We start from the raw sequence: 17202 nt of genomic DNA on the forward strand, positions 1-17202 counted from the left end.
AAAACCGCGCAATGGAATTTTCGCGGCAAATCACGATATGATGCTCCGGCATTCCGCGGGATAGGAGGTTTCCCCCGGATTGCGGAGGAATCGGGGCATGGCGATTGCGCTTGTACTCGTTCTGGTGGTGGTGGGCTCGGTCCTGTTCCACGCCCTCAGCCCTTGGTGGTGGACGCCCATCGCCTCGAATTGGGGCTATATCGACTCGACGCTGATCATCACATTCTGGATCACCGGCGCGGTGTTTGCCGCTGTCGTGCTGTTCATGGCCTACTGCGTCTGGCGTTTCCGTCACAAGGAAGGCAACGTCGCCCACTACGAGCCGGAGAACAAGCGGCTCGAATGGTGGCTGACCATCCTGACCGGGCTCGGCGTCACCGCCATGCTCGTTCCCGGCCTGTTCGTCTGGAACCAGTTCATCACCGTCCCCGCCGACGCCACCGAGGTCGAGGTCATCGCCCAGCAATGGCAGTGGAGTTATCGGCTACCGGGCGCAGACGGAAAACTCGGCACCTCCGGCAGTCATCTGGTCAGTCCCGAAAATCCGCTGGGCGTCAATCCGGACGATCCCAACGGCCAGGATGACGTGGTCGTCGAGGCCGCCGACCTGCATTTGCCGATGGACAAGCCGGTGAAGATGCTGCTGCGCTCGATCGACGTGCTGCACGATTTCTACGTGCCCGAGTTCCGCGCCAAGATGGACATGATCCCCGGTTCGGTCACCTATTTCTGGTTCACGCCGACGCGGACGGGAACCTTCGAGGTGCTGTGCGCGGAGCTTTGCGGCACCGGGCATGGATTCATGCGCGGCATAGTCATGATCGATACCGCGGAAGACTACGCCACCTGGCTCGGCGAGCAGTCGACATTCGCGCAATTGTCGGCGCCCGAACAGGTCGGCGCGGCCGAACAGGCAGTGGTGCGGCCTTGAACGGGGAGGCCGTGGGGTAGGGGCAGGGACTTTCGAGCGGCCGGGCCTGAACAAGCGCGGGCCTCGCCGGAAGGAACAAGGAGGCGAACCGATGGTCGATGTCACACCTGGCGCCGTGGATGTCATTCCGCCTGCGGAAGTTCCAGAGGTCGAACTCTACCATCCGCATAGCTGGTGGACGAAATACGTCTTCTCGCAGGACGCGAAGGTCATAGCCATCCAGTATTCGGGCACCGCGATAGCCATCGGCATGGTGGCGCTGGTGCTGTCCTGGCTGATGCGGCTGCAGCTCGGCTTCCCCGGCACCTTCGACTTCATCACACCCGAAGCCTATTACCAGTTCATCACCATGCACGGCATGATCATGGTGATCTACCTGCTCACCGCGCTCTTCCTCGGTGGCTTCGGCAATTACCTGATCCCGCTCATGGTCGGCGCGCGCGACATGGTGTTCCCCTATGTGAACATGCTTTCCTACTGGATTTATCTGGTCGCGGTGCTGGTGCTGGTCGCGAGCTTCTTCGCCCCCGGCGGCCCGACCGGCGCCGGCTGGACGCTATATCCGCCGCAGGCCATCCTCGGCGGCACGCCGGGCGGCCAGCAGGCCGGCATCATCCTGATGCTGGTCTCGCTGATCCTGTTCATCATCGGCTTCACCATGGGCGGCCTGAACTACGTCGTCACCGTGCTGCAGGGCCGCGCCCGCGGCATGACCCTGATGCGCCTGCCCTTGACCGTGTGGGGCATCTTCACCGCCACGGTGATGGCGCTGCTGGCCTTCCCGGCGCTGTTCGTCGCCAGCGTGATGATGCTGTTCGACCGTGTGCTCGGGACCAGCTTCTTCATGCCGGCCCTGGTCGAGATGGGCGAGCAACTGAGCTATGGCGGCGGCAGCCCGATCCTGTTCCAGCATCTGTTCTGGTTCTTCGGCCATCCGGAGGTCTATATCGTCGCGCTGCCGGCCTTCGGCATCGTCTCCGACCTCATCAGCACCCACGCGCGGAAAAACATCTTCGGCTACCGCATGATGGTGTGGGCGATCATAATCATCGGCGCGCTCTCCTTCGTCGTGTGGGCACACCACATGTATGTCTCGGGCATGCACCCTTATTTCGGCTTCTTCTTCGCAACAACAACGCTGATCATCGCAGTGCCCACCGCCATCAAGGTTTACAATTGGGTTCTGACGCTGTGGCGCGGCGACATCCACCTGACCCTCCCGATGCTGTTTGCGCTGGCCTTCATCGTCACCTTCGTCAATGGCGGGCTGACAGGGCTGTTCCTCGGCAATGTCGTTGTCGACGTGCCGCTCTCTGATACGATGTTCGTCGTCGCGCATTTCCACATGGTGATGGGCGTCGCGCCCATCCTGGTGATCTTCGGCGCGATCTACCACTGGTACCCGAAGATCACCGGGCGGATGCTGAACGAGGCGATGGGCCAGTTCCATTTCTGGGTCACATTCGTTGGCGCCTATGCGATCTTCTTCCCGATGCATTATGTCGGGCTGGTCGGAGTACCGCGGCGCTACCCCGAAATCGGCGAGCCGGCCTTCATCACCGCACCGGTGGAAAACCTCAACGCCTTCATCTCGGTGGCCGCGCTTGTCGTCGGCTTCGCGCAGCTGGTGTTCCTCTTCAACCTGATCTGGAGCATCTGGAACGGCCGCGAGGCGGGCGGCAATCCGTGGCGCGCCACCACGCTCGAATGGCAAACGGCTGAGACGCCGCCGACGCACGGCAATTTCGGCAAGGAACTGCCGGTCGTCTATCGCTGGGCCTATGATTACAGCGTGCCGGGAGCAAGAGAGGATTTCATCGCCCAGAACGATCCCGGCACCGGCAAGGCCGCCGTGGGGCTGGCATGAGCGTCATACTGGTATTCCTGCTCGTGATCGCCGGCATCGCCGGCTGGTGGCTTTCCCACCAGGGGCTGATGTCGAAGCCCTGGCTCGAGCACGGACCGGCGGCCGCTACGCCGGAAATGGACGTGACCGGCATGCCGACCGCCAAGGTGGGGCTCGGCGTGTTCCTCGCCGTCGTCGGCTGCCTGTTCGCGCTGTTCGCCAGCGCCTACTTCATGCGCATGGAGCTGTCGGACTGGCAGCCCCTGCCGATCCCGCCGCTGCTGTGGCTGAACACCGGGGTGCTGATGCTTTCCAGCGTGGCGCTGCAATGCGCCGTTGTCGCCGCCCGCCACGGGCAGATCGACATGGTGCGGCTCGGCCTCGTCACCGGCGGGCTGACCGCATTCGCCTTCCTCGCCGGGCAACTCGTTGTCTGGCGGGATCTTGCGGCCAGCGGCTACTTCCTGGAAGCCAATCCGGCCAACAGCTTCTTCTACATGATCACCGGCATGCACGGGCTGCACATTCTGGGCGGCCTGGTGGCGCTGGCGCGGACGACTGCGGGAGCCTGGGGACGTTACCAGCCCGAGCGGCTTCGGCTCAGCGTCGAGCTCTGCGCCATGTACTGGCATTTCCTGCTCTTCGTCTGGCTTGCGGTATTTGTGCTGCTCGCCGGCTGGGCGGCCGACTTAATCGACATTTGCCGACAACTGCTGACCTGAAGGACAAAAGCGGATGGCAGAGACGACGCTGACGAACACGACCGGGATCGGGCCGCGGCCGGACGGGTGGCGGGGCATCGCTTCGGACTGGTCTTCCGACCAGCGGGCGTTCAAGAACGTCTCCTGGGGCAAGGCCATGATGTGGATCTTCCTCCTGTCCGACACCTTCATCTTCGGCTGCTTCCTGCTCGCCTACATGAGCGCGCGCATGTCGACGGTGGTGCCGTGGCCCAATCCGAGCGAGGTGTTCAGCCTGCATATCGGCGATGTCAGCGTTCCGCTGCTGCTGATCGCCATCATGACCTTCGTCCTGATCTCGTCTTCCGGCACCATGGCGATGGCGGTGATGCAGGGATACAGGCGCAACCGCAAGATGTCGGCGATCCTGATGCTGGCCACCGCCGCGCTCGGCGCGACCTTCGTCGGCATGCAGGCCTTCGAATGGACAAAGCTGATCAGCGAGGGCGTGCGGCCATGGGGAAATCCGTGGGGCGCCGAGCAGTTCGGCGCGACCTTCTTCATGATCACCGGCTTCCATGGCACCCACGTCACGATCGGTGTGATCTTTCTGCTCATCGTGGCGCGGAAGGTCTGGCGCGGCGACTACGATGTCGGCGAGCGGGGCTTTTTCACAAGCCGAAGAGGTAATTACGAGAGCGTCGAGATCATGGGCCTCTACTGGCACTTCGTCGATCTCGTCTGGGTCTTCATCTTCGCATTTTTCTATCTGTGGTGAGAGGCGGACATGGCTGAAGCAACGGCACACAGCTCGGGACATTCCCATGGCGCGCATGCGCACGGGCACGACGCGGCGGCGGCGACGGCGCATGCGGAGGTGCACCAGGAGCACCCGATCAGGCTCTATCTCATAGTCTGGGGCTGGCTGTTCATTCTCAGCGCCTGCTCCTATCTCGTCGACTATGTTGGCTTCGAGGGCTACCTCAGATGGACCCTGATCCTGATCTTCATGGTGCTGAAGGCGGGGCTGATCGTCGCCGTGTTCATGCACATGGCTTTTGAGCGGCCAGCGCTGAGCTACGCCATCCTGCTGCCGCCGGTGGCGGTGCTGGTGTTCGTGGCGCTAATGGTCTTCGAGGCCGACTATACGGCCCTGACGCGCCTGAACTTCTTCGGCACGGGCGGATAGGGCCTGTTTCAAACAGATTGAAGCAGGCAGCGCACGACATGGGATGCGGTGACATGCCCCCTCGGCTCGCACGCCGCCACCTCTCACCCGCTTCGCAGGGGAGAGGAAACAGCGATCAACCAACGCTCCGATTCGCTCAGCGCTGAGCGCGCCGCCTTTTGGCCGGCGGGGTTTCGACCACCTTGCGGTAAAGGTGCCAGGTGGAGTGGCCGAGCACCGGTATAACGATGGCCAGGCCGACGAAAAGCGGCAGCGACCCGGCAACCAGCGCGATCGCCACGATCAGACCCCACAGGACGATCGGCACCGGGTTTGCGATCATCACGCGGGCCGAGGTCTCGATGGCCGCGTATGCGCCGACATCCCGATCGAGCAGCAGCGGAAAGGCAACGACAGTGGTGCTGAGCACCACCAGCGCGAACAGGAAGCCGATCGCGTTGCCGAGCAGGATCAGCGTCCAGCCACGTTCGGTGGTGAGCACGTCGGACACGAAGGCCGTGATCGACGTCGGCACGTCGGCCCCGTAGAGCCAGTTGAACAACGCTTGCGCGGCAAGCAGCCAGGCGACGAACAGCCCCAGGAGCAGGACACCGACAGCGATAATCGACGGGATGGCCGGTGAGTTCCGCACCTCGAGCGCATGCGTCCAGGACGAGTCGAGGTTGAGTTCCCGCCGCCGGCTGATTTCATAGAGGCCGAGCGCGGCCAAGGGTCCAAGCAAGGCGAAACCGGTGATGAGCGGATAGATGAGCTGCAGGGCATTGCCGCCGGACGTCCATGTGATCAGGATCACACCGATGACGGGGTAGATCAGGCACAAAAAGACATAATGCGACGGCTTTTCCCAGAAATCGTCGAACCCTCGACGCAACGCATCGAAGACATCCGCGATTTTTATCTGGCGAACCGTGGGTTGAGCCACGGCCTTCTTCTTGTTGGAGCCTGCAAGCACGTGAAAATTCGCCATGACCATTTTCCTCCTGGACCAGGTCCGGTGGGGTCGCGATTCACGGTGCTGCCGTCCAGCGTGACTGGGTCACGCAAAACCGCGACCTGCACCGCCGTCAACATAACTTGCCCGAGACGATTTGTCGCCCCCATCTGCGCACGGCCAACTGCTCTTCTGGCCTTTACGACTTTTCTTGGGTACTCTGGCCAAACGGCTTGGGGGGCAGGTCATGGACGCAAAGACGGTGTTCATTCTCGGCCTGGGCATAGCCATTCTGCTGTTGCTCGGCTTCTGCGGAATACCATTGTGAGCGCGGAGAACGGCTCCAGCCGACTTAACTGAGCGCGCGCGCCGCAATGCTGTCGCCAAGCAGCACGGCGAAAATCGCGAAAAGATAAACGATCGAATAGTCAAACAGCGCCTTGGCGTTCCTCATGCCCGCATCGGGTGCGGCGAGCGCCTTCCACGCATACCAGACAAAGCCCGCGCCGAGGGTCGCCGACGCCAGCCCGTAGACGCCGCTTGCAAAGCCGGACAACCAGGGCGCCACGCCGACGGGCGCCAGCAGCAGCGAATAGGCGAGGATCTGCTTGCGGGTCGAGGCTTCGCCTGCGACGTTCGGCATCATCGGTATCCCGGCGGTGGCGTAGTCGCTCGCCTTGAACAAAGCGAGCGCCCAGAAATGCGGCGGCGTCCAGAAGAAGATGATGAGGAACAGGATCACGCTTTCCAGTCCGACCGAGCCGGTTGCTGCGGCCCAGCCGATCACGGGCGGCAGCGCGCCCGCCGCCCCGCCGATCACGATGTTCTGCGGCGTCGAGCGCTTCAGCCACATCGTATAGACGACGACATAGAAGAAGATGGTGAAGGCGAGCAGCGCAGCCGCCAGATACCCGGCCAGCATGCCGAGCGCCAGAACCGACAGGGTGGAAAGAACGAGGCCGAAGCCGAGCGCTTCGGCCGGCATGACGCGGCCAGACGGAATCGGCCGCCGGGAGGTCCGCGACATCACGGCATCAATGTCGGCGTCGTACCACATGTTGAGCGCGCCGGCAGCGCCCGCGCCGAGCGCGATGGCGAGAATGGCGGTGACCGCCACGGCGGGGTTGATGATTCCGGGTGCGGCCACCAGCCCGACAAAGGCGGTGAAGACGGAAAGCGCCATGACGCGCGGTTTCAGGAGAGCGAAGAAATCGCCGGCTATCGCCCCGGCGAGGCGGACGCCGGCGTCGTTGAGACGGCTTTCCTGGTCCGACATGGCTTCAGACGACCACCGATTGCATCGGTCAGCCTAGCAGCCCACGCCTCATTTGCAATCTGAAGCAGCCTCTATACTGCCCCGAACGGGAGACCTTGCCGCTGCACATCGTCGCACCCTGGAACCGGCTGGCCTTGCACGTCTTTAGTCGGTAACCTCGCCCGGATTGGCTTTGCTCGCTTTGCTCACGGAGGAAAACCGCATCATGAAATCGACCATTAGCTTTGCCTCGGCATTTCTTGCCGCAGCCGTCCTTGCCCCGCTGCCCGCTTATGCGCAGGACGCGGCCGCGGGAAAAACGGTCTTTAACAAATGCAGAGCGTGCCACAATGCCGATGTCGAAAAGGACAAGATCGGACCACATCTTGTCGGCGTGGTCGGTCGCACGGCTGGCACGCTCGAAAGCTTCCAGTCCAAATATTCCGCGAACATGAAGGAAGCAGGTGCGGGCGGGCTGGTCTGGGACGATGCCAACCTCACCGAATATCTGCGCGATCCGAAAGCGGTAATCCCCAAGGGCAAGATGGCGTTTCCGGGCCTGAAGGATGACGCCGACATCGCCAACGTCATCGCCTATCTGAAAGCCGATCCGAAACCCTGAGCGAAAGCACCGGCAGCCAGCCCGGTCCCTGACCCATTTCGATCAAGTCGGAACGGGCTCCAATCGTTTGTTTCAGCGCCGAAGGTTGACGATGGCCACGCCGCCGAGCGCCAGCGCGCCGCCCAGGATTCCGAGGCTGGTCGGGACTTCGCCGAGCCAGAGAAAACCGATCAGCGTCGCCACCGGCGGTACGCAATAGAGGAAGTTGGAAGCGCGGGAGGCAGGCAGGCGCGACAGCGCCACCGCCCAGCTGGCGTAGGCGACAAGGCCCGGCACGATGCCGAGATAGATCGCGGCCATCAGGCCTTCCGTGCTCGCCGCCGACGCCTGCGACAGCGCGCTGGACAATGCCGGCGACAGGCACAGCGCACCGAACACCATGTTCCACGCCGACACGGTAAGCGGCTTGTGGCGGGTAAACAGTGGCTTCTGCACGATCGTGTTGGTGGCGGTGCAGACCGCCGCGCCGAGGATCAGCAGCGCGCCGCGGTCGAAGCTCAGGCCCTGCCCTTCGCCGAGCGCGATGATGCCGATGCCGGCGAAGGAGAGAAAAGTTCCGGCCCAGGCCAACGCCGAGAACCGCTCGCCAAGTACGATCATGGCGAAGCCGGCGGTCATGATCGGGCTGACATTGATGATGAAGCTTGCGGCTCCGGCTGACACGGTCAACTCGCCATAGTTGAGAAGCGCCGTGTAGATCGCCACGAAGACCAGCCCGCCGGTCGCGAAGCGCCACACCTCCTTCAGCGCCGGAAGCGGCGGACGTGTGACGAGCAGGAAGATCGCGGCAGGTACAGCCGCGATGGCGAAGCGCAGCGCGCCAAGTTCCAGCGGGCCGAAGGCGGCGAGACCGGCGCGTATCGCCGGAAATGCCGATGCCCAGGCGACGACGGTCACCGCAACCGCGGCTATCGTGATCGGATCGACCGGGCGAGCGAGTGCGACGGTACTGGCGGTCATAGTCTGCCTCTTCATGCGGTGCGAGATTTCGGCCACAGAAAGCGCCCGGCGCAGCCTGTTGACAAACGAATAAATCGAGGTTCAGCTGTGAGCATGGATCACAGCTCACAACCGATACTGCCGCTCGAAACACTGCGCGCCTTCGAGGCGGCCGCGCGCATGGGCAGCTTTTCCTCCGCCGCCGAATGGCTGAACCTCACGCACGGCGCGGTCAGCCGCCAGATCGCCAAGCTGGAAGCGTGGCTCGGCCTGAAGCTGTTCGAGCGCGGCGCGCGCGGGGTTTCGCTGACGCTGGAGGGCCAACGGCTTTACCTGCGCACCAATGAGGCTTTCGCGCTGATCGCCGACACGACCGACCGCTGGAGCGAGCCGCGCGGCGCGGCGGTGGTGCGGCTGACCTCGATCCCGTCGATCTGCGCGCTGTGGTTGATGCCCCGCCTTTCGGCGCTGGAAAACGGCCCGACGAAACTGCGCATCGTGCTCGACATCGATATTCATCAAACCGATCTCGACGAGGAAGGCATCGACATTTCCATACGCTGCGGGCGCGGGCGTATACCCGGCCGGGTGTCGGTCAAGCTGTTTGAGGAATGGTGTTTTCCGATCGCTTCGCCCGAACTCGCGGACCGGATCGGCAGCGGCCGTCCCGAGCGCCTTCTCGACTATCCGCTGATCCATGATTCGGATGCTTCGGGCTGGCGCGCCTGGTTCGGCGAGCAGGGCATCGACTACCGGCCCCGTCCCCAAGACCGGCGTTTCGAGGATTACAATCTCGTGCTTGCCGCGGCCGCGCACGGGCTGGGCGTCGCGCTGGCCAGGCCGCCGCTGACGGCGAGCCAGATCGAAGCCGGCCGCATCGTGGCTGCCGATGATCGCCGCGTGCTCAACCCGGTTTCCTACTGGATGGACCGGCCCATCGGCCGATTGCGGCCCGCGGCAGCCGAGCTGGCGAAGCGCATCGGAAGCGCCGCCGGACTCAACCCGCAGGCGGTAGAGGATTTCCTTCAGGCGGAGAAGTAAGCGGCAGCTTACCGACAGGCAAGTTGCGAAGCAGACGGAAACCGGCCGCAGATTGGACGGCGATTCCGCTTTGCCGCCGCGCAACAATATTTCCTTCTCTGGCCCAGTTGCCGGGACCGTGGATATGCTGAATTGTGAAGCGTCCTAGGGCAGAACGGCCAGTGCATGGCCGCGTTGTGCGACGCTGCAATGGAGTGGTGCCATGTCCGATTTTGCGATTTCCAGGCGCGGCGTTCTCGCCGGGTCGACCTTCCTGCTGGCCTCGACGGCGCTGCCTGCTGCACTTCGGGCGCAAACGCCCACCAATGGCGGCCGGCTGATCGCCGCCGCCGATTCCGAGCCCCGCAATCTGAACCCGGCGATTATCGCGTCCAACGGCGTCTTCTTCGTCGCCAGCAAGATCGTCGAACCGCTGGCTGAAGCCTCCTTCACCGGCAAGGACGGCCTGGAGCCGCGGCTCGCGACAAGCTGGGAAGGCTCGGCCGACGGACTGACCGTCACTTTCAAGCTGCGCGAGGGGGTCACCTGGCACGACGGCAAACCGTTCACCTCGGCCGACGTCGCCTTCTCGGCGCTGCAGGTCTGGAAGCCGCTGCAGAATCTCGGCCGCGTCGTGTTCAAGGACCTGGAAGCTGTCGACACGCCGGACGACCACACGGCGATATTCCGCTTCGCCAGGCCGACGCCGTTCCAGCTCATCCGCAACGCCCTGCCGGCGCTGACCAGCGTCGTTCCCAAGCATCTCTACGAAGTAAGCGAGATCGCCGACAATCCGGCCAATACTGCTCCGGTCGGCACCGGGCCGTTCAAATTCGCCGAGCACAGGCCGGGCGAATATTACCGGCTGGAGAAGTACGATGCCTATTGGGGCGAGGATCAGCCGAGGCTCGATGAAATCATCTACCGCGTCCTGCCCGACAGGGCGGCGGCTGCTGGCGCGCTGGAGGCGGAGGAGATCCATCTGGCGGCTTTCTCGGCAGTGCCGCTCGCCGATCTCGAGCGCATCTCGAAAGTGCCGGGCATAGGGGTGATCTCGAAGGGCTACGAGACGCTGACCTATCAGCTCGTCGTCGAGATCAACCACCGCCGCAAGGAGCTGGCCGACCGCAAGGTCCGGCAGGCGATCGCGCATGCGATCGACAAGGAGTTCGTCGTTAAGACGATATTCCTCGGCTATGCGACCGCCTCCACCGGGCCGGTGCCACGCAACGACGTGCAGTTCTATTCGAGCGATGTGCCGACCTATGCTTTCGACGTCGCCAAGGCCAATGCGCTGCTCGACGAAGCTGGTTACAAGCGCGGCGAAGGCGGCACACGCTTCGCGCTGAAGCTTTTGCCGGCGCCCTATTTCAATGAGACGAAGCAGTTCGGCGATTATCTGCGCCAGGCGCTGGCCGAGATCGGCATCGACGCCGAGCTGGTCAACAACGATGCCGCCGCACATCAGAAGGCGGTCTACACTGACCACACCTTCGACCTTGCGATCGCTCCGCCTGTCTTCCGCGGCGATCCGGCCATTTCGACGACCATTCTGGTGCAGAGCGGCATTCCGGACGGCGTGCCGTTCTCCAACCAGGGCGGCTACGCCAATCCCGAACTGGACGCGCTGATCGCCAAGGCGGCCGAAACGCTCGACCCCGACCAGCGCATCGCGCTCTACGTCGACTTCCAGAAGATGGTCGCGGAAGATTTGCCGCTGATCAATGTCGCCGAATGGGGCTTCATTACCGTGGCGCGCTCCTCGGTGAAGGAGGTGTCGAACAATCCGCGATGGGCGGTCTCGAATTGGGCCGACACCTGGATCGAAGGATGAGGCTGGCGGGGGAGACGCAGCCGACGTCATGAACCGCGCCCTCCGTCTCATACGCCGCCGCCTGATCGGCAGCATTGCTGTTCTGCTGATCGTGATCACAGGCACGTTCCTGCTGCTTGAGGCTGCGCCCGGCGATGCGGTCGACGCCTATGTCGTCTCGGTTGGCGGCGATGCCAGCATGATCGAGGAGTTGCGGCGGCGCTGGGGGCTCGATCAATCCGCGGCGACCCGCTTCGCCGTCTACATCTCATCGCTGGCGCGGCTCGACCTCGGGCACTCGGTGGCCTTTTCGCGGCCGAACCTCGACGTGATACTGGAGCGGCTGCCCGACACCCTGCTCCTGATGGGCAGCGCCACCGCGCTTTCCTTCTGCCTTGGAACCTTTCTCGGCATCGTCGCCGGTTCGCGGCCAGGCAGCTTCCGCGACCGGTTCCTGTCGATCGGCTCGCTCGCGCTTTATGCCGTGCCCGGCTTCTGGTTGGGCCTCGTGCTCATCGTCATCTTTTCGGTGCAGCTGCGCTGGCTGCAGCTCGGCGGCATCGAGACGATCGCCTCGGGCAAGACCGGAGCCCCGCGCGCGCTGGACATTGCCCGCCATCTCGTCCTGCCGGTGGCGAGCCTCGGCTTCATCTATCTGGCGCTCTATTTGCGCATGATGCGGGTCGGCATGGCCGAGGTATGGCGCATGGATTTCGTGCTTGCCGCGCGGGCAAGGGGGATTGGGCGGCGGCGCATCGTGCTGCGCCATGTCGCGCGCAACGCGCTGCTGCCGCTGGTGACGATGCTCGGCCTGCAATCGGCGGCGATGCTTGGCGGCAGCGTCGTTATCGAAAGCGTGTTTTCCGTTCCCGGGCTTGGCCGGCTGGCGCAAGAAGCGGTCGCCGCGCGCGATACACCGTTGCTGCTTGGCATCATCCTTGTCAGCGCAGTGCTGGTGATCGCCGTCAATCTGGCGGTCGATCTTCTCTACGCCGGGCTCGACCCACGCGTCGGCTCGAGCGGGGAGGCGGCATGATCGCGCTCCGCCGCTTCCTGCGCACGCCCGAGGCGGTTGCCGGCGCGCTCATTCTGGCGGCGTTGCTGGCCATGGCGCTCTCGGCGCCGTGGTTTTTTCCACGCGACCCGCAATCTATCGCCGGGCCGGCGCTGCTTCGGCCTTTCCAGGATTGGACGCTGCCGCTCGGCACCGACAGGCTCGGTCGCGATGTGATGGCGGGGCTGTTTCACGGCGCGCGCGCATCGCTGGCCGTCGGTCTGGCCGCCGCCGCAGGCGCGATCCTGATCGGGGCGGTGGTCGGCACGCTGGCCGGCTTCGCGGGCGGTCTTTTAGACGAGATCTTGATGCGGATCACAGACGCTTTCCAGACCGTGCCCGGCTTCCTGCTGGCGCTCGCCTTCGTCAGTGTGGCCGGTCCTTCGCTCGCCACCGTCATTGTCGCCATCACGCTAGGCGCCTGGACCGGGCCGGCGCGAATCGCCCGGGCCGAAGTGCTTTCGATCCGCGAGCGCGACTATGTCGCCGGTGCGAGGGTGATCGGCATGCACCCGCTGGAGATCGCCTTCCGAGAAATCCTGCCCAATGCGCTTCCGCCGGTGCTGGCGCTGTCGTCGGTGATCGTCGCCGCGGCGATCCTGACCGAGGCAGCGCTTTCTTTTCTGGGCCTTGGCGACCCCAACCGCGTCACCTGGGGCGGCATGATCGCAGAGGGTCGCGCCGTGCTGCGCTCTGCTCCCTATCTGTCGATCATTCCGGGAGTGGCCCTCGTGCTAACCGTGCTCGGCGTCTACTTAGCCGGCGAAGGGCTTGTAGAGACCAGCGCAACCAGACGGATGAATGCGTGACGACCCGGCTTTCAATCGGCAATCTCGGCGTGCGCTACAGACGTGACGGGCAGGGGGTCGAGGCGCTGAAACATGTCGACCTCGACATGGAAGCCGGCAAATGCCTGGCGGTGATCGGCGAGAGCGGTTCCGGCAAGAGCACGCTGGCGCTCGCAATCGCGGGCCTGCTGCCCGCCGGCACGAAGTTCGACGGAAGCATAGCCTGGCCGGGTCTTGGCCACGCTCCGCTGAACGGACGCGACATCGGTTTCGTCTTCCAGGATCCGTCGGCGAGCCTCAACCCAGTGCTGCCCGTCGGCGAGCAGGTCGCCGAGGTGGCGCGGACGCATCTGGCGCTGACCTGGCGCGAGGCCTTTGGCCTCGCCACCGACCTGCTCGGCCGCGTCCGCCTGCCCGATCCGGAGGCGGTCGCGCGAGCCTACCCCCATCAGCTCTCCGGTGGCCAAAAGCAGCGCGTTGCGATCGCAGCGGCAATTGCCGCGCGGCCCAGCCTGCTGATTGCCGACGAGGCGACCAGCGCGCTCGACACGATCGTCCAGGCAGAGATCGTCGCGCTGATCGGGCGGCTGGTGACAGAGGATTCAATGTCGCTTCTGTTCATCAGCCACGATATCGCGCTTGCCGCGCAGCTCGCCGATCGCATCGCGGTGTTCCGCCACGGCCGTCTCCTCGAAATCGGAGAGACGGGCGAGCTACTGCGCTCGCCTGCGCATTCGTATACGCGCTCGCTGATCGAGGCGAGTTTTGGTCCGGCGGCTGAGGAGCGCGGATGAGCGAGCCGCTGCTTGCCGTATCCGGCCTTTCCAAACACTATCGGCGCGCGGGCCGGACGATCACGGCGCTCGATGGCGTCTCATTCCAGGTCAACCGCGCCGAGACCTTTGCGCTGGTCGGCCCATCCGGCAGCGGCAAGTCGACGGTGGCCAGATTGCTGCTGCGGCTTGCTGATGCCGATGCTGGCAGCATCCATTTCGAAGGACAGGATCTCATGGCGCTGCGCGGCGAAAAGCTGCGGGCGATGCGGCCGCGGCTGCAAATGGTTTTTCAGGATCCGCGCTCTGCGTTCAATCCGCGCGCGACGGTCGGCCGGGTCCTCGACGACCCGTTGCGCATTCACGGGCTGGCCGGACGCGACGAGCGGCCTCGCGCGGTTGAGACGCTGCTGGAGCGGGTCGGCCTTTCGCCGGCGCTCACCCTCCGCGCCATCCACGAAATCTCCGGCGGCCAGCGCCAGCGCGTGGCGATTGCCCGCGCCATCGCGACAAAACCATCTCTGATCGTGCTCGACGAAGCGCTTTCGGCGCTTGATGTGTCCGTGCGCGCCGACATTTTGGACCTGCTGGTCTCGCTGCAGCTAGACGAGGGCATCTCGTACCTGTTCATCTCGCACGATCTCGGCGTGGTGGCTCGGGTCGCGCACCGCGTGGCCGTTATGGATGCGGGAGCGATTGCCGAAACGGGCGAGGCGCGACAGATTATCGCCGCGCCCAGTTCGCCGATAGGCAAGGCGCTGGTTGCGGCCATGCCAAGCCTCGCCCAGCCGGTTTCGAAGGAGGCGGAATGATCGATAAACTTTCGCAAAGGGCGGAAAGGCTGAGCCGCGAACTCGATGCGGCCTTCCGCAATCGGGCCGACCTCTACCGGCTGTTCTATGCCGAGCTGGAGGCGGAGTTCGGCGCGGCAAAGGCCGAAGAGATCATGGTGCGGGCAGTCGGGCGGCGCGGCCGCGAGGTGGCGGAAGCGGCGTTCGCCGATTTCGGCCCGAACGACGCGCGCGCCATCGGCGAGGCATTCCTGTCCGTCAGTCCGGATGATGGCCGCATGTACCCGACAGACGTGCTGCGCAGCGAAACCAGCATAGAATTCAAGGTGAAGCGCTGCCCGCTCAAGGATGCCTGGGTGGAAGCCGGCGTCAGCGACGAGAAGCTCGCCACGCTTTGCCGCATTGCTGGCGCCTTCGACCGCGGATTGTTCGAGGCGACCGGCGTGCGTTTCGCCAATGTCACCTGGAAGCCGGGCCACGGCGACGGATGCTGCCACATCCGTCTGACCGACAGGGAAGCGGCGGACCGGGAATGAACGCCGGCCATGACCTGGAACAACCGCGAATTCGGGCTTCGCCGTAGCGAAACGCCATGCTAACCGGAAGCGATGGCACAGAAGAAAGCCCATGAAGTCGACGCGTGGCTGGCCCGGCCAACCGGGGCTACGATCGTCTTGTTCTACGGTCCGGACCGCGGGTTGGTGGCCGAGCGGGCGAGGGCTTTTGCGGAAAAGACTGGACTGCCGCTTGATGACCCATTCTCGGTGGTGCGCCTCGACGGGGCCGAGATCGAACGCGAGCAGGGCCGCCTGCTCGACGAGGCGCGCACCGTTCCGATGTTTTCCGAACGGCGGCTGCTCTGGGTGCGCAATGCCGCAGGCCAGAAATCCCTGGCTGAGGACGTCAAGGCCCTGTGCGCCGAACCGCCGCGCGACGCCATCGTGCTGATAGAAGCCGGCGACCTGAAAAAGGGCGCGGCGCTCAGGACCGTCGTCGAAGCAAGCGTCGGCGCTATGGCGCTCCCCTGTTACGCCGACGAAGCGCGCGGCATCGACGCCATCATCGACGACGAGATGCAGAAAGCGGGGATGTCGCTGACGCTCGAGGCGCGGCAGGCGCTGCGCCGCAATCTCGGCGGCGACCGGCTCGCTTCGCGCGGTGAAATCCAGAAGCTTGTCCTTTACGCGCAGGGGCAACGGGAAATCGGCCTGGATGATGTGAAGGCGTCGATCGGCGACGTTTCCGGCCTCTCCTTCGACGATGCGGTCGACGCCGTGCTCGAAGGCAGAATCGACACGTTCGACGTGGTTTTCACCCGCCAGGTCCTTTCCGGAAGCCAGCCTTTCCTGGTGCTGGCCGCCGCCATGCGCCAGTTTCAGGCTCTGCACCTGATGCGCGGCGCGATGGAGGCTGGCGGGCGCAACGCAGCTGCAGTTGTCGCCGGAGCGCGGCCGCCGGTCTTCTTTTCGCGGAGAAAGACAGTCGAGACGGCGCTGGAGCGCTGGCACACCGAGGCCCTGGCGCGGGCTTTGGCAAGGCTTCAGGACGCAGTGCTGCAAACCCGCAAGCGTCCGGACCTTTCCACCGCGATCGCGCGTCAGGCGCTTCTGGGCATCGCCGTTGAAAGTGCCCGGCTCGCGCAGCGAAACCGCACCTGATTAGCCGGCTAATCTCACCCGGCTTCCCTCGTCTTTAGTGCTTCAGTCGCCGGCATAAATCGTCAAGCTGTTCCAGTGTCTTGTAGCCGATGCGCACCTCACCGCCGCGGTCGCGGTGAGCAATCGCGACCTTCAGCCCGGTCACATCGGACAGCAGTTTTTCCAGAGCCAGCGTGTCGGCATCCTTGTCGCGCGAAGCAGCGGGAGGCGACGGTTCGCGATGGCTTTCGGCTGGCAGCTGCGCCAAGGCCTCGGCCTGGCGCACCGAAAGACCGTCCTCAACGATGCGCTTGGCAAGGCCCGCCGGGTCGGCAGCGGAAACGAGCGCGCGGGCATGGCCTGCTGACAAATCGCCATTGATGAGCATGTCGCGGATGACATCGGGCAGCTTGAGCAGGCGCAGCGTGTTCGCGACATGGCTGCGGCTCTTGCCTATGACCTGGCCGAGATCGGCCTGCGTGTAATTGTGCTCCTCGATCAGTTGCTGGTAGCCGAGCGCCTCCTCGACCGGGTTAAGGTCGGTACGCTGGACGTTTTCGATGATGGCGAGTTCGAGCGCGGTACGATCATTGACGTCGCGCACAATGACCGGGATCTGGGCCAGACCGGCGCGCTGGGCTGCCCGCCAGCGCCGCTCGCCGGCGATGATCTCGTAGCGCCCGGCTTCGCCCGAGGGCCGAACGACCACCGGCTGCACCACACCGTGTTCTCGAATCGACTGGGCAAGATCGGCGAGATCTGCGTCGCCAAAATTCCGGCGCGGGTTGCGCGGGTTGGGCGCAATGAACTCGATCGGCACTTGGCCGTCGGCCGGCGCCGCATGCGTTTCCACCGCCGCCGGCTTGTCCATTTCGCCGATCAGCGCGGCAAGCCCGCGTCCCAGCCTTCTTCTTGAAGGGTCGTCACTCATGG

General features: G+C 64.5%; 18 protein-coding genes. 14 read left to right on the forward strand and 4 right to left on the reverse strand.

Going from position 1 to position 17202, the window contains the following annotated elements; all coding sequences use genetic code 11:
- The first annotated feature begins 97 nt into the window (after positions 1–97).
- The 5 genes from G6N73_RS01900 to G6N73_RS01920 all read left to right on the forward strand — a co-directional run bounded on the left by G6N73_RS01900 (position 98) and on the right by G6N73_RS01920 (position 4646).
- Entirely contained in the window at positions 98–931 is an 834-nt protein-coding gene (locus G6N73_RS01900) for a cytochrome c oxidase subunit II (protein ID WP_165022493.1), read from the forward strand.
- Positions 932–1022: 91 nt separating this feature from the next.
- Entirely contained in the window at positions 1023–2798 is a 1776-nt protein-coding gene (locus G6N73_RS01905) for a cbb3-type cytochrome c oxidase subunit I (protein ID WP_165022496.1), read from the forward strand.
- Complete coding sequence (locus tag G6N73_RS01910) at positions 2795–3499, forward strand: cytochrome c oxidase subunit 3 (protein ID WP_165022499.1); 705 nt, start codon at positions 2795–2797, stop codon at positions 3497–3499. The genes G6N73_RS01905 and G6N73_RS01910 overlap by 4 nt, the downstream gene beginning before the upstream one ends.
- Before the next feature lie 13 nt (positions 3500–3512).
- On the forward strand, positions 3513–4235 hold the full coding sequence (locus G6N73_RS01915) for a heme-copper oxidase subunit III family protein (protein ID WP_165022502.1): 723 nt from the start codon (positions 3513–3515) through the stop codon (positions 4233–4235).
- Between the two features lie 9 nt (positions 4236–4244).
- Positions 4245–4646: a cytochrome C oxidase subunit IV family protein gene (locus G6N73_RS01920; protein ID WP_165022505.1), complete on the forward strand. Its 402-nt coding sequence runs from the start codon at positions 4245–4247 to the stop codon at positions 4644–4646.
- 136 nt (positions 4647–4782) lie between these two features.
- Here the strand turns inward: G6N73_RS01920 and G6N73_RS01925 are convergent, their stop codons facing one another.
- Positions 4783–5613, reverse strand: coding sequence for a DUF2189 domain-containing protein (locus tag G6N73_RS01925; protein ID WP_165022508.1), 831 nt, complete (start codon positions 5611–5613; stop codon positions 4783–4785).
- A 316-nt stretch (positions 5614–5929) separates the two neighbouring features.
- The gene (locus G6N73_RS01930; RefSeq protein WP_165022511.1) at positions 5930–6853 is read right to left on the reverse strand and encodes a heme o synthase; all 924 of its coding nucleotides are present in this window, start codon (positions 6851–6853) and stop codon (positions 5930–5932) included.
- Positions 6854–7058: 205 nt separating this feature from the next.
- On the opposite strand from G6N73_RS01930, the gene G6N73_RS01935 reads away from it, so the two are divergent.
- On the forward strand, positions 7059–7454 hold the full coding sequence (locus G6N73_RS01935) for a c-type cytochrome (protein ID WP_165022513.1): 396 nt from the start codon (positions 7059–7061) through the stop codon (positions 7452–7454).
- Positions 7455–7526: 72 nt separating this feature from the next.
- Here G6N73_RS01935 and G6N73_RS01940 read toward each other — a convergent pair whose 3' ends face one another.
- Entirely contained in the window at positions 7527–8414 is an 888-nt protein-coding gene (locus G6N73_RS01940; RefSeq protein ID WP_165022516.1) for a DMT family transporter, read from the reverse strand.
- 93 nt (positions 8415–8507) lie between these two features.
- On the opposite strand from G6N73_RS01940, the gene G6N73_RS01945 reads away from it, so the two are divergent.
- The 8 genes from G6N73_RS01945 (at position 8508) to holA (ending at position 16290) form a co-directional block, all read left to right on the forward strand.
- Positions 8508–9434, forward strand: a complete 927-nt coding sequence (locus tag G6N73_RS01945; RefSeq protein ID WP_165022796.1) for a LysR substrate-binding domain-containing protein — start codon at positions 8508–8510, stop codon at positions 9432–9434.
- Between the two features lie 202 nt (positions 9435–9636).
- The gene (locus G6N73_RS01950; RefSeq protein WP_165022519.1) at positions 9637–11247 is read left to right on the forward strand and encodes an ABC transporter substrate-binding protein; all 1611 of its coding nucleotides are present in this window, start codon (positions 9637–9639) and stop codon (positions 11245–11247) included.
- A gap of 28 nt (positions 11248–11275) precedes the next feature.
- Entirely contained in the window at positions 11276–12262 is a 987-nt protein-coding gene (locus tag G6N73_RS01955; RefSeq protein WP_165022522.1) for an ABC transporter permease, read from the forward strand.
- Positions 12259–13089 carry an ABC transporter permease subunit gene (locus G6N73_RS01960; protein WP_165022524.1) on the forward strand — a complete coding sequence of 277 codons (831 nt, stop codon included), beginning with the start codon at positions 12259–12261 and terminating at the stop codon, positions 13087–13089. The genes G6N73_RS01955 and G6N73_RS01960 overlap by 4 nt, the downstream gene beginning before the upstream one ends.
- Complete coding sequence (locus G6N73_RS01965) at positions 13086–13862, forward strand: ATP-binding cassette domain-containing protein (protein WP_165022527.1); 777 nt, start codon at positions 13086–13088, stop codon at positions 13860–13862. The genes G6N73_RS01960 and G6N73_RS01965 overlap by 4 nt, the downstream gene beginning before the upstream one ends.
- Positions 13859–14653 carry an ATP-binding cassette domain-containing protein gene (locus G6N73_RS01970; RefSeq protein WP_165022529.1) on the forward strand — a complete coding sequence of 265 codons (795 nt, stop codon included), beginning with the start codon at positions 13859–13861 and terminating at the stop codon, positions 14651–14653. Before G6N73_RS01965 ends, G6N73_RS01970 begins: the two co-directional genes overlap by 4 nt.
- Positions 14650–15168 (forward strand): L-2-amino-thiazoline-4-carboxylic acid hydrolase, encoded by a 519-nt coding sequence (locus G6N73_RS01975; protein WP_165022532.1) that lies wholly within the window; start codon positions 14650–14652, stop codon positions 15166–15168. Before G6N73_RS01970 ends, G6N73_RS01975 begins: the two co-directional genes overlap by 4 nt.
- 72 nt (positions 15169–15240) lie before the next feature.
- A complete protein-coding gene (gene holA / locus G6N73_RS01980) occupies positions 15241–16290 on the forward strand; it encodes a DNA polymerase III subunit delta (RefSeq protein ID WP_165022535.1) in 1050 nt (349 codons plus the stop codon).
- A 34-nt stretch (positions 16291–16324) separates the two neighbouring features.
- On the opposite strand, the gene G6N73_RS01985 is transcribed toward holA, so the two are convergent.
- Positions 16325–17200 carry a ParB/RepB/Spo0J family partition protein gene (locus G6N73_RS01985; RefSeq protein WP_165022538.1) on the reverse strand — a complete coding sequence of 292 codons (876 nt, stop codon included), beginning with the start codon at positions 17198–17200 and terminating at the stop codon, positions 16325–16327.
- Positions 17201–17202 lie beyond the last annotated feature (2 nt).

It is taken from the genome of Allomesorhizobium camelthorni, from assembly GCF_011045125.1.
In the GTDB taxonomy this organism is placed as follows: Bacteria; Pseudomonadota; Alphaproteobacteria; order Rhizobiales; family Rhizobiaceae; genus Allomesorhizobium; species Allomesorhizobium camelthorni.

Excerpts from the sequence above, each read along its gene's own strand:
- G6N73_RS01900 (WP_165022493.1), top strand. The coding sequence starts at position 98 with ATGGCGATTGCGCTTGTACTCGTTCTGGTGGTGGTGGGCTCGGTCCTG.
- G6N73_RS01905 (WP_165022496.1), top strand. The coding sequence starts at position 1,023 with ATGGTCGATGTCACACCTGGCGCCGTGGATGTCATTCCGCCTGCGGAA.
- G6N73_RS01910 (WP_165022499.1), top strand. The coding sequence starts at position 2,795 with ATGAGCGTCATACTGGTATTCCTGCTCGTGATCGCCGGCATCGCCGGC.
- G6N73_RS01915 (WP_165022502.1), top strand. The coding sequence starts at position 3,513 with ATGGCAGAGACGACGCTGACGAACACGACCGGGATCGGGCCGCGGCCG.
- G6N73_RS01920 (WP_165022505.1), top strand. The coding sequence starts at position 4,245 with ATGGCTGAAGCAACGGCACACAGCTCGGGACATTCCCATGGCGCGCAT.
- G6N73_RS01925 (WP_165022508.1), bottom strand. The coding sequence starts at position 5,613 with ATGGCGAATTTTCACGTGCTTGCAGGCTCCAACAAGAAGAAGGCCGTG.
- G6N73_RS01930 (WP_165022511.1), bottom strand. The coding sequence starts at position 6,853 with ATGTCGGACCAGGAAAGCCGTCTCAACGACGCCGGCGTCCGCCTCGCC.
- G6N73_RS01935 (WP_165022513.1), top strand. The coding sequence starts at position 7,059 with ATGAAATCGACCATTAGCTTTGCCTCGGCATTTCTTGCCGCAGCCGTC.
- G6N73_RS01940 (WP_165022516.1), bottom strand. The coding sequence starts at position 8,414 with ATGACCGCCAGTACCGTCGCACTCGCTCGCCCGGTCGATCCGATCACG.
- G6N73_RS01945 (WP_165022796.1), top strand. The coding sequence starts at position 8,508 with ATGGATCACAGCTCACAACCGATACTGCCGCTCGAAACACTGCGCGCC.
- G6N73_RS01950 (WP_165022519.1), top strand. The coding sequence starts at position 9,637 with ATGTCCGATTTTGCGATTTCCAGGCGCGGCGTTCTCGCCGGGTCGACC.
- G6N73_RS01955 (WP_165022522.1), top strand. The coding sequence starts at position 11,276 with ATGAACCGCGCCCTCCGTCTCATACGCCGCCGCCTGATCGGCAGCATT.
- G6N73_RS01960 (WP_165022524.1), top strand. The coding sequence starts at position 12,259 with ATGATCGCGCTCCGCCGCTTCCTGCGCACGCCCGAGGCGGTTGCCGGC.
- G6N73_RS01970 (WP_165022529.1), top strand. The coding sequence starts at position 13,859 with ATGAGCGAGCCGCTGCTTGCCGTATCCGGCCTTTCCAAACACTATCGG.
- G6N73_RS01975 (WP_165022532.1), top strand. The coding sequence starts at position 14,650 with ATGATCGATAAACTTTCGCAAAGGGCGGAAAGGCTGAGCCGCGAACTC.
- holA (WP_165022535.1), top strand. The coding sequence starts at position 15,241 with ATGGCACAGAAGAAAGCCCATGAAGTCGACGCGTGGCTGGCCCGGCCA.
- G6N73_RS01985 (WP_165022538.1), bottom strand. The coding sequence starts at position 17,200 with ATGAGTGACGACCCTTCAAGAAGAAGGCTGGGACGCGGGCTTGCCGCG.